The organism is Ahniella affigens (genome assembly GCF_003015185.1).
In the GTDB taxonomy this organism is placed as follows: domain Bacteria; phylum Pseudomonadota; class Gammaproteobacteria; order Xanthomonadales; family Ahniellaceae; genus Ahniella; species Ahniella affigens.
In genome coordinates, this window is record NZ_CP027860.1 from 4068431 (window position 1) to 4082018 (window position 13588).

At 60.8% G+C, this 13588-nt stretch carries 12 protein-coding genes and 1 pseudogene; 9 read left to right on the forward strand and 4 right to left on the reverse strand.

Annotation, left to right across the window (positions count from 1 at the left end; all coding sequences use genetic code 11):
- Positions 1 to 51: 51 nt before the first annotated feature.
- Positions 52 to 219, reverse strand: a pseudogene (locus C7S18_RS15645) (STM4011 family radical SAM protein); the annotation flags it as partial.
- A 221-nt stretch (positions 220 to 440) separates the two neighbouring features.
- Complete coding sequence (locus tag C7S18_RS15650) at positions 441 to 1394, reverse strand: bifunctional helix-turn-helix transcriptional regulator/GNAT family N-acetyltransferase (RefSeq protein ID WP_106892450.1); 954 nt, start codon at positions 1392 to 1394, stop codon at positions 441 to 443.
- A gap of 226 nt (positions 1395 to 1620) precedes the next feature.
- Here C7S18_RS15650 and C7S18_RS15655 point away from each other — a divergent pair, with 226 nt between their 5' ends.
- The 3 genes from C7S18_RS15655 (at position 1621) to C7S18_RS15665 (ending at position 2964) form a co-directional block, all read left to right on the forward strand.
- Positions 1621 to 1845 (forward strand): hypothetical protein, encoded by a 225-nt coding sequence (locus C7S18_RS15655; RefSeq protein ID WP_146151950.1) that lies wholly within the window; start codon positions 1621 to 1623, stop codon positions 1843 to 1845.
- Between the two features lie 255 nt (positions 1846 to 2100).
- Positions 2101 to 2475, forward strand: coding sequence for a hypothetical protein (locus C7S18_RS15660; RefSeq protein ID WP_106892452.1), 375 nt, complete (start codon positions 2101 to 2103; stop codon positions 2473 to 2475).
- A gap of 234 nt (positions 2476 to 2709) precedes the next feature.
- Positions 2710 to 2964 carry a hypothetical protein gene (locus C7S18_RS15665; protein ID WP_146151951.1) on the forward strand — a complete coding sequence of 85 codons (255 nt, stop codon included), beginning with the start codon at positions 2710 to 2712 and terminating at the stop codon, positions 2962 to 2964.
- 178 nt (positions 2965 to 3142) lie between these two features.
- Here the strand turns inward: C7S18_RS15665 and C7S18_RS15670 are convergent, their stop codons facing one another.
- Both C7S18_RS15670 and C7S18_RS15675 read right to left on the reverse strand, forming a co-directional pair.
- Complete coding sequence (locus tag C7S18_RS15670) at positions 3143 to 3727, reverse strand: VOC family protein (RefSeq protein ID WP_240623912.1); 585 nt, start codon at positions 3725 to 3727, stop codon at positions 3143 to 3145.
- Between the two features lie 7 nt (positions 3728 to 3734).
- The gene (locus C7S18_RS15675) at positions 3735 to 4559 is read right to left on the reverse strand and encodes a DUF6929 family protein (protein WP_146151952.1); all 825 of its coding nucleotides are present in this window, start codon (positions 4557 to 4559) and stop codon (positions 3735 to 3737) included.
- A gap of 393 nt (positions 4560 to 4952) precedes the next feature.
- Here C7S18_RS15675 and C7S18_RS15680 point away from each other — a divergent pair, with 393 nt between their 5' ends.
- The 6 genes from C7S18_RS15680 to C7S18_RS25155 all read left to right on the forward strand — a co-directional run bounded on the left by C7S18_RS15680 (position 4953) and on the right by C7S18_RS25155 (position 13456).
- Positions 4953 to 6464, forward strand: coding sequence for a serine/threonine-protein kinase (locus tag C7S18_RS15680; protein WP_106892455.1), 1512 nt, complete (start codon positions 4953 to 4955; stop codon positions 6462 to 6464).
- Positions 6465 to 6555: 91 nt separating this feature from the next.
- Complete coding sequence (locus C7S18_RS15685) at positions 6556 to 7845, forward strand: OmpA family protein (protein ID WP_106892456.1); 1290 nt, start codon at positions 6556 to 6558, stop codon at positions 7843 to 7845.
- A 241-nt stretch (positions 7846 to 8086) separates the two neighbouring features.
- Positions 8087 to 8431, forward strand: a complete 345-nt coding sequence (locus C7S18_RS15690; protein ID WP_106892457.1) for a hypothetical protein — start codon at positions 8087 to 8089, stop codon at positions 8429 to 8431.
- A 57-nt stretch (positions 8432 to 8488) separates the two neighbouring features.
- The gene (locus tag C7S18_RS15695; RefSeq protein WP_106892458.1) at positions 8489 to 9775 is read left to right on the forward strand and encodes a serine hydrolase domain-containing protein; all 1287 of its coding nucleotides are present in this window, start codon (positions 8489 to 8491) and stop codon (positions 9773 to 9775) included.
- A gap of 358 nt (positions 9776 to 10133) precedes the next feature.
- Positions 10134 to 10706 carry an ECF-type sigma factor gene (locus tag C7S18_RS15700; protein WP_106892459.1) on the forward strand — a complete coding sequence of 191 codons (573 nt, stop codon included), beginning with the start codon at positions 10134 to 10136 and terminating at the stop codon, positions 10704 to 10706.
- The gene (locus C7S18_RS25155; protein WP_106892460.1) at positions 10703 to 13456 is read left to right on the forward strand and encodes a serine/threonine-protein kinase; all 2754 of its coding nucleotides are present in this window, start codon (positions 10703 to 10705) and stop codon (positions 13454 to 13456) included. Before C7S18_RS15700 ends, C7S18_RS25155 begins: the two co-directional genes overlap by 4 nt.
- The last annotated feature ends 132 nt before the right edge of the window (positions 13457 to 13588 follow it).

Below are 13588 nucleotides of genomic sequence, written 5' to 3' on the forward strand. Positions count from 1 at the left end.
GCTACGAGCATCTGCGTAATCCGCATCAAGCTGTGACCCCAGGCGCTCGCATCACTGCCGCGCGCCATGGGGCACGCGTTCCAACTCGCCGCCGGCGTACCCTGCGCCCACCGGCAAGTCTTCGCGATGCACGTAGCCGATGAAACAGTCGCAAGCCGTGTTGGGGCAAGGCTTGGGCCCCAGGTGCAGTTCAAAACATTGGTCGTACAGGTTGCCCATTTGCAGCGTGCCGGACTTCGCACGAGCCTGAAAGTCCAGGATGGACATATTCAGGCCCGCCCGAGTGTCGTGTTCCGCAAACAACCAGAATAGATTTCTCGCTGTTCAAGGCAATGCAGCAGAACTCGTCGTCGCCTGAGTCGCCACGACGTCGCCTCCTAGCGCGCTGCCTTGAATCGAGATGCTGCCAAATTTTGCCAAGGTCCTTGCGGGGCAAGTCACTAGTCGCCTGGCGACCAGATCATGTAGACATTCGAGCGCTGGTAGTGCGAATCAGGTTTGCCCGTTGGTTGTATGACAAAGCCGCTACGCAGGTACAACTGGATTGCTGACTCCAGTTTCGAGTGCGTTTCCAGAAACAACGTCTGCCCACCAAGCTGCCGAAACGTTTCGATCGCGGCATCAATCAGCTTGCGGCCGGCACCGAGCCCCTGATAGCGCTCGGTCACTGCCATCTTGGTGAGTTCGTACGTCCCGGGTGCATCCTTCTTCAGTGCGCACGTACCGATGATGTCGGACCCAAGGCGCGCATAGAGAATCGTCCCACCGGAATCCAGGATTTCTGACTCGGGGTTGTTGAGGACACGGTGATCGATTTCTTCGAGATAGAAATAGCGCTCTAACCACTCCGCATTGAGTCGATAGAAATGCTGTCGATCTGCCTCGCTGAATGGGATGATCTCGACGGTTCGGCGTTGCATTTGGCGAACGCGCGCCCCGACCTCTCCTGCCAGCGTTTCCGACAGCATCGACTCAATCTGCGCGAGATCTCGTAGCAACTGAATCCCTTGTTTGGCACAGTTTTCCGACAGCACCGCATCGATTGCCTGCCACGCAGGTTTTGCCTGGGCCAAAGCCTGTTCACAGGACGGCGTCAGCCCGAGCTTTCGCACGCGTCGATCTTTTCGGTCGGAGCGGTCGCGAATCATGTTCGCGGCGCGCAATCGATCGGCCGCCTGACTCACCGCAGCATGCGTCTGACCAATGGCCAGAGCGATCTCGCCCACTGACTGCGGCCCCCGATCCTGAAGTAGCCGCAAGATCGGAAACCAACGCGCCTGTAGCCCGATGTCGTGGTCTGCATAGACCTGGTCGGCCAATGCGAACAACCGATCACTGATTGCCTTCAAGCGGCTACCCAGAGCCAGATAGCCCAAACTGCTGACGAACTCCATCGACGCACCTCGATCGCTTCCGATACTAATTACGTAATGCCTTACATATATCGCTTCATGCCGGCGTTGGCAAGGGCAGAACGGGGAATCGGCCGCCGGATGGTTCAGGGCTGAATGGGCCACCCAGGAGCACGCCACCGAGAGTTCAGACACGCGCAAATTCGACCGGTATTCAAAAGTCTTGGATGGATTGATTCTGAATCTCCTGAGCAAGGGGCGTCTGGCAATGTTTCGAATCCGAAACTGGTACCTCCTGGTGGCGCTCGCCGCGTGCGCGGGCTGTGCCTACACTTCGACAGTTCCGAAACCGGCGCATTTCAGCTGGGACGGCTACTGCTATGACGGCTTTTCGAAGGACGCCGTCATGCTCGCCGGAACGGACGCCGAAGACTGCGGCGTACCGATTCAGAACCAATCGTTCAATTCAACGATCCCCCTAAGGAGGGTCTGAATAAATCCATCCTGGACTTTCAGACCCGCACTGAGTCCGGCACTCAAGCCTGCCCCGGCGAAGGCCGGGGTCCGGACTCAGTGCTCCAGAATCAAGCACTTCCGTGCTCGATTCTGGGCGGGCCATCCATGGCCAGTATTTGCCGGTCTGAAGAAGTCCATCCTGGACTTTCAGACCCGCACTGAGTCCGGCACATGTCCGGACTCAGTGCTCCAGAATCAACCACTTGCGTGCTTGATTCTGGGCGGGCCATCCATGGCCAGCATCGCCTCTGAACTTGTTCAGAGGCGCCCTAAAGACTGGCTCGCCAACGTTTTGGTGGAGGACCTGCCTTTTCGTGCTGCACTCTCGAGCTTTGGCTATGACTCACGCTATCGCGAAGCAGCTGTTCGCAATCGTGCCGGCGAACTGTTCCACATTTGGCTGGACTTCGATGTCACGGGTCAATTTGGCGCAGACGGCAGCAACGCGGCACTAACGGCATTGCGCTGCAACCGAATTACGTTGGGAGCGGGCTCCATGGGGCCCGGCAGCCACTTCAATCTCGAAGGCTGCGACGTCGACGACATTCTGTCGCCGAACTTGATCGGACGCGGTGGACCAGGCTGGGCGTCATCGCATCAACAATAGGCCATTCAATTCCGATCGCCCGTGCCAATCCCGCGTCGCCAATGATGCGGACGATGCCGCCAAAGCGCGCCCTAGAAAAATTTGATCGACTTTGGCCAGCGGTTCCGTATTCCATTGCTGACGGGTGCAGCAATCCTTTGCAGTCACCTATATCAATTGTCCAGCCCGCCTGGCCGCATCCGTCACATCAAGTCACTGCGAAGGGCGGTTGGGGGTTGGACTATGGAGAACGTGATGAAAGCAATGAAACTGGTTCTGGCTGCTGCGCTCGCAGTGGGTTCCGCCTCAGCATTGGCCTCGAGCTTCACTGAGGGTGGCGGTTACGAAATCGGCTATCCGGCAGCCTATCAGGCGGCCGTAAACGATGCCGGTGACCTGTGCAGCCTCCTTGGCGGTCGCCCAGGCCCAACCGTGATTGTCATCGACTCAACGTACATGGGCGGCGGCTACTACTCGGTGCTGGTACAACGCGTTTGCTTCGGCATTTGATCGCGCCTTGCAGCGAGCACTGATGCGCAGGCGAATGGCCCGCGCAACAGTGCGCGCGGCGGCGACGCGTGCCAATCGACACAAGATGCAGACTGAGCGAGTCCGGCCAAGCGCCGGACTCGAAGATCAGCAGTACTGCTCCCCTTCGATGGCTCAGATTGCCGCAGCCGGCTGCGCGTCAAGTCGCCGTTCGGCACACGGCTTCGATGACGTGCCCATCGGGGTCTTTGACATAAGCCGCGAAATAGTTCGGGCCATAGCGTTCGCGCAATCCGGGCGGCCCATGACAGATCCCGCCTGCGGCTATGGCGGCGCGATGGAATGCTTCGACCGCCGGTCGCGATGGCGCCTGCAACGCGAGATGAAGGCGACCGGCCACCGGCGGGCCACCGCCGATGAACAGACAACCAACTCCATCCCGACCAAAGCCTACGCCGATTCGGCCCTCGCCTTCGTCAAAGGCGACCACAGGCACGAGGCCCAATGGCAATAGTGCCGCCTCGTAGAACAACCGGCTGCGCCCGAAATCGCACACCGCGAAATCCACATGATCCAGCATCAAGGCACTCCTGGCGATGTTGACCACTTTGCCACAAGCCACGGTTGGCACAACAGGCGTTGCGCTGGTTGCCGCCGTTTGCGAGCGACTGCAAAAGCGCTTTCGACCGGCGATCTGGACTCGCTGCCGAATCCATAGCGCCTGTCGACTCTGATTTGCGACCGCGCCATCACCAACGCTCAGCGCTGCCAACCATTCGAGCACGTACGAATCAAGGCAGCATCGCCCGCAGCAATTGCGAAGGCTGATTTCGATCGTCGGCGTCACTGACCAGCCAGACATTCGCGCCATCCACCGCAATGCCCTCAATCTTGTTGGCAGTGTCGAGCCTTTGATGCCAGCGTAATGCACCGTCGGCGCCCAATCGCGCCAGCGACGATCCGAGGCAAGCGCCATCTTGATACGCATCGCCCGTGTCCTCCAGTACCGCACTGACCAGAAGGTCGCCGTCGGCAAGCACCGTCAAGTCCGTGCACGACCAGGGAATCTCGCCCTGCTGACCGAGATCAACTACGACGACGCGCGGCGCCCGCAAGACTTCGAAGGAGCGCGACGCCAGCGCCTGGCGCAAATCCTCAAGCGCAAGGAAGATCAGCGCATTGCGTCGGTCGCCTCGATTGCCGCGCTGTAGCAGCACCAATTCATCGCCCAGCACCGTCGCGCCCTCCAGATTCAATGCGGGAAACGTCGTGGTTAAAGCGGCGCAGAGCGGTTTTGTGTCGATCACAAAGCATGACTCGTTGTGATCGACTAGCACCGCCTGCATGCGAGTGACACGCGAGCCCGACCCCATCACCAGGAGACCGGTTCCCGGCAGCATGCACAGAACTTCGAAATCCGGCTTCACGGCCTTGCGATCGGCATGTGCGCTGGGCAACTCGCCGGGCAACAACGGGATACGCCGCGAATCACCGTCGCGCCCAAATACGAACAACGCATTTTCGTCATCCGCAACAACCCAAAACGATCGGTCGTGCCACACCAGACCACTGGCGGCACTCACATCGAGTGATCGGATCAGTTGCGTCGCGATCATGGGCTGGTTCGGGCGTTGTTGCGATTCCCACAGGCGGTTTGCATCGTCTCTGTCCATTCGGCAGCGCTGATAACGCACCGATGGTATCCGAAGCGCCCGCCCGCACTCGAAGTCGAGACGAGCCTTCTCGTTGAATCGCCACAGGAATCAAGAGCGGGTATACGGCTTCCAACTCGCGCCACGTCCCGAAACTCGCGATGGCCAAACGGATGTGGCCGCCAGAACCGTCGGCAATCCGACCCGATCAAGATCGCCGTCGGTTGCGACATTCCCCACCCGGCGCTAATCTGGACCGGAAGCCGTTGTGCCGGGGGCCAGTGAGTTCGCTGACAGGCCGGAAGGCTACTTAATTCGGATCCTGTCGGCCTTTGGGATGGAGCTCAGAAACCAATCGTGCAGAGCCTCAGTCGCTATGAGATTCTCGGTGTGCTCGGTGAGGGCGCGATGGGGGTCGTTTATGCAGCGGTTGACCCGAGGCTCGCGCGTCGCGTCGCCATCAAGACCATCAAGACCACTTACAGTGATCCGACCGTTGCTGCGGATCTGGAGCGACGCTTTCTGACCGAGGCACGCTCAGTGGCTCGGCTCAAGCATCCAGGCATTGTCAGCCTGTATGACGCGGGTCAGCAGGACGACACCCAGTTTCTCGTCATGGAGTTTGTCGAAGGCGTCAATTTGCAGTCATGCCTGAAGCATGGCGTTCAGTTCACAACCGCAGCATCGGTGCAGATTGCGATCGATGTTCTGGCAGCACTCGAACATGCGCATCAGCATCGGATTGTCCATCGCGACATCAAGCCCGGCAATATTCTGCTCGATGTCGATGGCACGATCAGGCTCGCCGATTTTGGAATCGCCAAAGTGCAAGAATTCGGCGCCGACAATGGGACGCTGGTGCAAGGCTTGGCGATTGGCACCCCGCGCTACATGTCGCCTGAGCAAGCAACCGGCCAGGAGGTCGATGGTCGTTCGGACCTGTTCTCGACCGCCGTGATGCTGTTTGAATTGCTGACGGGCACCTGGCCTTTCGATCAAGGCGGGCCATTTTCGCCGCAGGAGATTGTGCTGTTTCAAGAGGCGCCGCCGGTTTCGACCCGCATGCGCCCCCCGCAACCCGCGTTGGACCCAGTCTTGCAGCGTGCGCTCGCAAAGGCTCCTGATCAACGGTATCAGAGCGCGGGCGAATTCATGCGTGCGCTGCAGGCCGTGAATTTGGAACCAACCCCGGACACCAACGATCCCATCCGGGGATCACCGTCGAGTCTGGTCACTGAAGCGACCGCTCCCATTCTGCGGCGATTGCTGGACAACGGCAGAACGCGCTTCGAGCACCGGCCGGCACCAACGCCTGCGCTCGGATCACGCCCGGCCGTAACGCCTGCATCGGGCGCTCGGGCGATCCAGCTTGCAGCGGACGCATCACCGGCGCCTACTCCTGATGAACGCATCAGGTGGGCCGCAACAAATAGGCGTTGGCTCATCGCGTTATTCATCGCACTGGTGTCTGGTACCGCCCTGGCCTGGCTCGCCGGTGTGGCCTGGCGCGAGCCGACCCCGTCTGACGCGCACCAGCTGACGCCGATCACACCGGCACGGCTCCATCCAGAACAACAGGCTGCCATCGGGCCCAACACCGAGAGGATTGCCGCACCCACTGTGCCAGTCGCCGTACCGGCGACTCAGGCGTCGGTACCAGATCCACACGCAACGCCCGTGACCGAAGCCTCTGAGCCACCTTCGAGCCTGCCAGATGCGCCCAAGGTAAGCAGCCCGAAGCCTGCGTCAACGATCAAGCGCCCGACGCAAATCGCGTCGGCACGCTGTTCGCTCCTGCTGGAGCGCGCGAGCTCAGGCGAGCCCCTGACCGCTGCCGAGCGAACAGAGTTGCAAACCGCATGTCGATGACGCTTGACGTTTCAGGTTCCGCCCAGGCGCGAGAAATGCCAGTTCGCGTGCCATTCACACCTAGTTCCATGTCGGCAGGAGTCCAGATGCCATGTTCCAGAGTCAACGCCGTGCAGGATTGAAGGTCAACGGGCCAGCCATGGCGCTAACTGGCGCTGGTGGGTGTCGCCGTCTTTGTCGCGCGTGCTCGCTCATGCTCGTTGCGCTCATGATGGGCATCCTGCTGGGCTGTGCCAGCCAATCGCAACGGCCGGACACGCTCAATGATGGGGCGAACTTCGATACTGCCATCGATCACGCGGCGGATGATCTCCTGGTTCAGTTGCAGCGATTACCTGAATTTCAGTCACTCGTGCAGCGCGCGCTCCAAACCGTGTCGAAAGTGAAGATCGTCGTCGATCCCGCAGTTGATGCCGCAAGCGGCCAAGTGACGGCGGCGACTCAGTCATTGGACACCCGATTGCTGGTTCGCGCGGCGGCCAAGTTTCCGCAGTTTGACGTGTTGCCCAAATCGGCCGAAGCACTGGCTTCAGCGCGCTACATCTTGGTGGCGACCATGACGTTACTGCCCAACACCGACTCGAGGTTAGTCCGCTATCGCATCAACCTGTCGCTCACCGATCAGCGGACGTCATTGGTCGTGGCGCAAGCCGCCGCGATGTCGACCGCAGCGGGCGTCGACACAACACCAACGCCGTTCTATCGGGATAGCCCGGCACTGACTCGAGATCGCGCGGTCGAAGGGCAGATCAAGACATCACAGGCGCCAGTGGGCACCGATGCCGATGGGGTCTATCTTGCCAACCTCACCGTCAGCCTGCTGATTGATCGTGGCGTCCAACTCTATGCCGAGGGTAAGTATCGCGACGCACTTCAGGTCTACGAGGTTGCGCTGGCGCGCCCCGACGGCAAACAGGGGCGCGTATTCAATGGGCTCTACCTGACCCACACCCAACTCGGCAACGCCGACGCTGCACAACAAGCGTTCGCGCAGATCGTCAGGCTAGGCCTCGGCACGAACGCACTCGCGATTCGCTTTCTGTTCGAGGCGGGCTCCACCACCTTTCTCAAGGACGCCAAGGTCAGCGCCCCCTATCCCATGTGGCTTGCCGTTCTGGCCGAGGAGATTGGCAAGAGCGAACACTGCCTGAACGTCATTGGCCACTCCAGCCGCACAGGTTCCGCGTCGTTCAATGAACAACTGTCGTTGCAACGCGCAGAATCCATTCAATTGCGCCTGCAGGCACTCGGCGCTGTTGGCGCCCGACTGCAATCAACTGGCATGGGTTTTCGCGACAATCTGATCGGCACAGGCACCGATGATCTGAGCGATGCTTTGGACCGTCGCGTGGAGTTCAAGGTGATTCCCTGCCCATCCTGACCAGGAGCGGTCCGGGCCGCGCATCAATTCGCGACCGCGCGGCAGGCTCCCGGCTCCGGCGTTGGATCTCGATCACAACGATGGGGCGTGGCCAATCTTGAACGCACGTCAGCGTCATCACCTTGCGCGTGATTTTTCCGCCTTTCTTCCAAGTCGTGTCGTTTTCCAAATCGCACTACGTATTCCCAGACAATCGCGCTCATGTCGGGCGCGAGGACACAAACCCAATATGAGGAATACGATGAAGACGATGTTGAAGTTGGCTGCTGCACTGACGCTGTCCCTGGTTGCCCTGGCGAGCCAAGCCGCGACGATCTACTCGAACCAGACGATCACCCAGGTCGCCGTCGGTGGCGCCTATGGCGGCGATGTGGTGCTGCGCATCAGTGGTCACAACAGTATGACCAAGCCTGTTTGCGCGACCGATACCAGTTGGTCGCTGCGTTTTGACGGCACCACCGAAGTTGGCAAACAGATGTTGTCGATGGCCGTGCTGGCGCAGAGCACGGGCGTAGAGATTGATCTCTCCGGTGAAGACTTCTGCAACGACAGCGCGACTGCCTTGCGCTGGATTCGGCTGAAGTAAGCGCCGCTGCCGCAGCGTTCGCGCTGCGGCCTTTTCCCATTTCAGGAGTTCACACACATGAGACGTTTCAGGCGGTCGCACGCGACCGCACTTGCATCACTATGCCTGGTCGCCAGCGCACCGGGCTGGGCGTTGCCATGCAACGCCGTACCGTTCAATCCGACGATCACAACCGCCGCCGAAGCGGGTATCGACACCGCCCTCTATGCCGAACTCGTCGCCGGCGCCATGGGCGAAGGCCACAACAAAGGCTGGACCTCAACGCTGTCTGATGCGAAGGGCAACGTCGTTGCCAGTATCAGCCAGGGCTTGGCCCGCACGACCTGCGATCCAGGCGGCGAACGGACGTTCAACACGGCCACCGAAACGCCCTGGGGCAGCGTCAGCAAGATTCTGACGACCGCAGCCGCGCTGCGCGTCATCGAAAACGGCGGCGCCAATCTGGACTCGGCCTTGATCAACTTTCTGCCCGAACGTTGGCGCAACCAGGTCCATAACCGCTTTGTGCTCGGTGAGAACGGCAGCGGTCCGGTCACCTTACGGATGATGCTCTCGCATCGCGGCGGTTTTCAGCATTCGAGCTGCCAGGGCCGAACGATCAAAGAGCGCTTGATTGATGGGGATCTCGTCAATTGCGGCACCGAGCAGGAACCGGAACTCGCCCCTGCCGTCGGCACGCGCTCTTATGCAAACATGTCGCAGGCCATTTTCCAGATTGCGCTGGCCTACATGGAAGAGCCGGCGATGATGCAGTCGGCCGAGAGCTTTGCTGATGATTTCAGCACCGAGGACTACGACTTCTACATTCAGAACGTGACCAACAATCACTATCGGAACTACGTGAAGAACGACATCCTGAACCCGAATGGCATCAGCGCGGTGTGCAGCATGGCCGAAAACCAGCAGGCCAATCCGAGCGGCAACTACACGCTCTGGTTTGACAGCGATGCCGACAGCCTGGGCACCCTGCCCTCGGACGACAATGATTCCTGCGCCGCTGGCGCCTGGATGATGAGCAGCTTGGAAATGGCCAAATTCCTACGTCTGCTGCAAGACGGTGAGAGCATCCTGTCGGCCGACAGCTATGCCTTGATGGAGCAATCGTGGACCGAGAGCCTCGGCTGGTGGCGCTCGGATTGGCAACTCGGCACGGTCTATGCCCACAACGGCGGCTGGAGTGGCACCAGTTCGTCAGTGCGATTGCTGCCAGGCGGCTACATCAGCACCGCTGTTTACAACTCGGGCGGCTATGAGGACTGGCGCGAGTTTTTTGACGATGCTTATCGGGTAGCGCGCGGAAAACGGATCCGCGAATTGCACCAGATCGTGTATCGGCCAGGGTGATCGACCTGGGAGGGTCTGAATAGGTCCATTCCGGACTTTCAGACCGGCACGGAGTCCGGCGCGGGTCCGGACTCCGTGCTCCGGCGCCAAGCACGTGTTCAGAGGCTCCTGGAAGCGCCGACCGGTTCGATATATGTCGGCTACAGACCTGTCTAGGCACGGAGCGTTGCCCATTCAGGGGACTCTCGTCATCGGATAGCTTCGTGCGCACTTCGGCGCCAATGCAACGCAATGTGTCTCCGTTGGCGGGCCGAAAAGCGCCAGGACTTGAGCAACGGCGCTGAAACATCGAAGATGCGGCCATGCTTGCTGCCCTGCCTTACTCTGCCCCGGCCTTCAGCGCCGGCGGTGCCCCGCTATGAGCGCGCCTGACGAATCCGGTGCGGCAAAGACGCCTTTATCGGCACGTGATGAGGCGCTGTGGTCTGAGCACATCCATGGCGTGCTGCGCGACATTGCCGAGCGGCATCTCCGTCGGGAATCGCCGACGATCACCTTCACGCCCACCGATCTCGTGCACGAGGCGTACCTGCGACTCAGCAGCCTGCACATGGGCTTTGCCGACCGCCAGCATTTTGTTCGATTGGCATCGACCCAAATGCGCCGCCTGCTGGTCGAGCACGCGCGTCGCAAGCACAGCCAGAAGCGCGGCGAAGGCCCGATAGTGGTCACACTGAGTCATGCCGATGCCTCGGCCGATACGGGCGGGCTCAGAGTGATCGAACTCGACCTGCTGCTGACTGACTTGGCCCGGGCTGATGAGCGCAAAGCGCGCATTGCCGAGCTGCATTACTTCGGCGGCTTTTCGCAAGCCGAGACGGCCGAGGCGCTGGATATCTCGGAAGCTACCGTCGTCCGCGATCTGCGTTTTCTTCGCGGCTGGCTGGCCATGCAACTCGATGCCCGCGTTGATCCGGCCGCCCCCGCATGAGCGCAATTGAACCGGGCAGTACGCGCTTTGTGCGGCTGGAGCAGTTGTTTCATGAAGCGCTGGCGCTGCCAGTGGCCAATCGTGCAGCGTTTGTTGCGGTGGCCACGGCGGGCGATCCGGACTTGGCGACAGCGCTTGACGAGATGCTGTCCTATGAGCAAACGAATGAGACCGGCCTTAGCAGCAGTATCAGTGACGTCGCTTCCACGTTGGCGGTGCCGGCGGATCGGTCCGGCGAGCGGATCGGCCCGTACGTACTGAGCGCGCGCATTCGCTTTGGCGGCATGGCCGAAATTTATGCGGCGGAGCGCGCCGATGGCCAGTTCGCGCAGCAGGTGGCGATCAAGATCGTTCGCGCCGATCGCCCGCTGGCCGGGATGGCAGCTTTGTTCCAGGTCGAGCGCGAACTGCTGGCACGGCTGCGGCATCCGCATATCTGTCAGTTCTTTGACGGCGGCAGTACCAGTTCTGGTGAGCCGTATTTCGTCATGGAGCGTTTGGTCGGTACCACCCTGACCAAGGCTTGCGTAGAACAACATTTACCCTGGCGCGTGGTCACGCGGCACGTTCTTGATCTGTGCAGCGCGGTCGCGCATATCCATGGGCTTTTGATCGTGCATCGGGATATCAAGCCCGACAATGTGCTGATCGCCGACGGGCCGACCGGGCCCGTGGTCAAGCTGCTCGACTTCGGCATTGCCGGGGCCTTGAAGGAAGACAGTCAGCTGTCCAACACCCCGGGACAAAGCTGGTATTCGCAACACTATGCCGCGCCGGAAGTGGTCGCCGGGCAGGCGGCGGGTGTGGCGGCGGATGTGTTTTCGCTGGGCCGGGTGCTGCAAGATCTGGCGCCGTTGTTTCCGGCGGATCGTCGTGCCGAAGTGGTACTGATCGCCGACAAGGCCTGCGCGGAACAAGCCAGCGAGCGTTACCTGAGTGTGGCGGCCTTGGCCGATGATTTGGCACGCATTCGGGATCGTCTGCCGATATCGATCAAGCCCCGGCAAGCCTGGTATGTGGGCTGGCGTTTCGTCCAGCGGCATGCGCTGGCGCTCAGTGTTGGCACGATGATGGCGTTGCTGGTCGGGCTCGCCTTGGTGCGTGAGGTCACGCTTCGGCGTTCCGCGCAGGCCGCAACGGTTCTCGCATTGGACGAGCGCGACAAGGCCGAGGCCATACGCGACTTCTTGCTGCAGGCCTACGAGGCCGCTAGCCCGGAAACCAATCAAGGCCGCGATCTACCCGTATCGGAATTGCTCGACCAACAAGTCGAGGCGCTGCAACGCCCGGATTCCGCGCTGGCGCCCAGTGTGCGCAGCGATCTGCTCGCCACGTTGGGCGCGACCCTGATGAACCTGGGCCGATTCGAGCGCGCCGAACAGTCGATGGCCGAAGCCGCCAGCGTGCTCGACGAGATGGGCGAACAAGGCAGCCTGCGTTGGGCGCGTTTGATGCTCGTGCGTGCCCAGAATGCGCAGCGACGCGATCAATTCGAACGGGCCGAGACTTGGTTCAAGGACGTTGAACAGGCTCAAGGCTGGCAAGGCCGCGGATCGGATTCGCTCGACGTCGAATCGACGCTGTATTCGTCCTGGGCCGTGGTGGCCCAACGAGCAAGCCGGCAAGATGAGGCCGAAGCGCTGATCCAACGCGCGTTGAACGCCCGCCGCCAGCGCGATTTAGCGCGTGGCGGCCCACCCGAGACCGCGACCTATCTGGTGACGCTCGGCGCGATCCAAAGCGCCCGCGGCAACTTCGATACCGCGCTCAGCACGTTTGAAAGCGCTTATCAAGAAAATCAGAGGCAACATCGCGACCGAACCCTGGAGCACCTTGCCCTGCTCGGCTGGATTGGCATCACACTGGACCGCCTCGCGCAACCCGAGCGCGCCGAGCCCTATCTGCGCGAGGCGATTGTCGTGGCCGAGTTGCTGTTCAAAAAGCCGCACCCGAAATTGAGCAGCGCCTATGGCAATCTCGGCACGATGTTCCTCGTCAATGGGCGATACGCCGAAGCGGCCCCGCTGCTGGAACGGGGCCTCGAAGTCATGCAAGAACTCGGTGACTCTTCATCGGCGGTCTATCAAACCCGAATCAACAATTTGAGCCGACTCGCGCTGGAGCGCGAAGACCTTGCAACGGCCGAACCATTGCTTGCAGAACTCTTGAGCTTGCGCCGAAAAACATTTGGCGACCACAGTGATCGGGCAGCACTGGCCTTGCTCGCCAAAGCGCGCCTGGCGTTGTTGCAATCGAACCCAAACCGCGCCGCCGACTGCCTTGCCGAAGTGAGATCCATCCTGGATAAATTGCCACCGAGTCTGGCCGCGACATTGCTGCCGGATCTCCTGCTGACGGATGCCGAGACGGAAGCAGCACTGGGGCACCAGGTGGCCGCGCAAGCCAAGCTGGCCGCCTTTGACCAAGGGCCGTATCTGGAAACCAGCCAGAACGAACGCGATCGCAGCCTCTGGCAATTCCAACGTGGCCGCATTCTCGTTGCCCTGAGCCAACCGAAAGCAGCCAACACTGCTCTGCAGCAAGCACTGGCAGGTTTTGGCGGTCCCGCAGCGCATTGCGCGCATCCTATCTGCGCGCAGATTCAAGTCCGTCTGGCGGCATTGGCTATTCAGGATGATCGCCAGGTGGAAGCCGCGACGCGCCTCAAACTGGCGCTACCTATATTGGAAGCAAACATGGCACCCCATTCCCAGAGCCTGAAGGAAGCCCGAGCCTTCGCCAAGCGCTAAGGCGCCTATGGTCAAGTTCAGAATCTCTTTGGATCTGCCACGAGCGCAAGGCGAGGCCAGCGGCGAGACGGGTAGGGTTCCCGATACTATGATCAGGTGAACCCAATGGACGCTTATGAAGTCGGTTTTGAT

Bases quoted from the DNA above. Each gene is read 5' to 3' on its own strand.
- C7S18_RS15665 (WP_146151951.1), top strand. From the start codon at position 2,710: ATGAAAGCAATGAAACTGGTTCTGGCTGCTGCGCTCGCAGTGGGTTCC.
- C7S18_RS25155 (WP_106892460.1), top strand. From the start codon at position 10,703: ATGAGCGCAATTGAACCGGGCAGTACGCGCTTTGTGCGGCTGGAGCAG.
- C7S18_RS15700 (WP_106892459.1), top strand. From the start codon at position 10,134: ATGAGCGCGCCTGACGAATCCGGTGCGGCAAAGACGCCTTTATCGGCA.
- C7S18_RS15685 (WP_106892456.1), top strand. From the start codon at position 6,556: ATGTTCCAGAGTCAACGCCGTGCAGGATTGAAGGTCAACGGGCCAGCC.
- C7S18_RS15695 (WP_106892458.1), top strand. From the start codon at position 8,489: ATGAGACGTTTCAGGCGGTCGCACGCGACCGCACTTGCATCACTATGC.
- C7S18_RS15655 (WP_146151950.1), top strand. From the start codon at position 1,621: ATGTTTCGAATCCGAAACTGGTACCTCCTGGTGGCGCTCGCCGCGTGC.
- C7S18_RS15650 (WP_106892450.1), bottom strand. From the start codon at position 1,394: ATGGAGTTCGTCAGCAGTTTGGGCTATCTGGCTCTGGGTAGCCGCTTG.
- C7S18_RS15675 (WP_146151952.1), bottom strand. From the start codon at position 4,559: ATGATCGCGACGCAACTGATCCGATCACTCGATGTGAGTGCCGCCAGT.
- C7S18_RS15690 (WP_106892457.1), top strand. From the start codon at position 8,087: ATGAAGACGATGTTGAAGTTGGCTGCTGCACTGACGCTGTCCCTGGTT.
- C7S18_RS15660 (WP_106892452.1), top strand. From the start codon at position 2,101: ATGGCCAGCATCGCCTCTGAACTTGTTCAGAGGCGCCCTAAAGACTGG.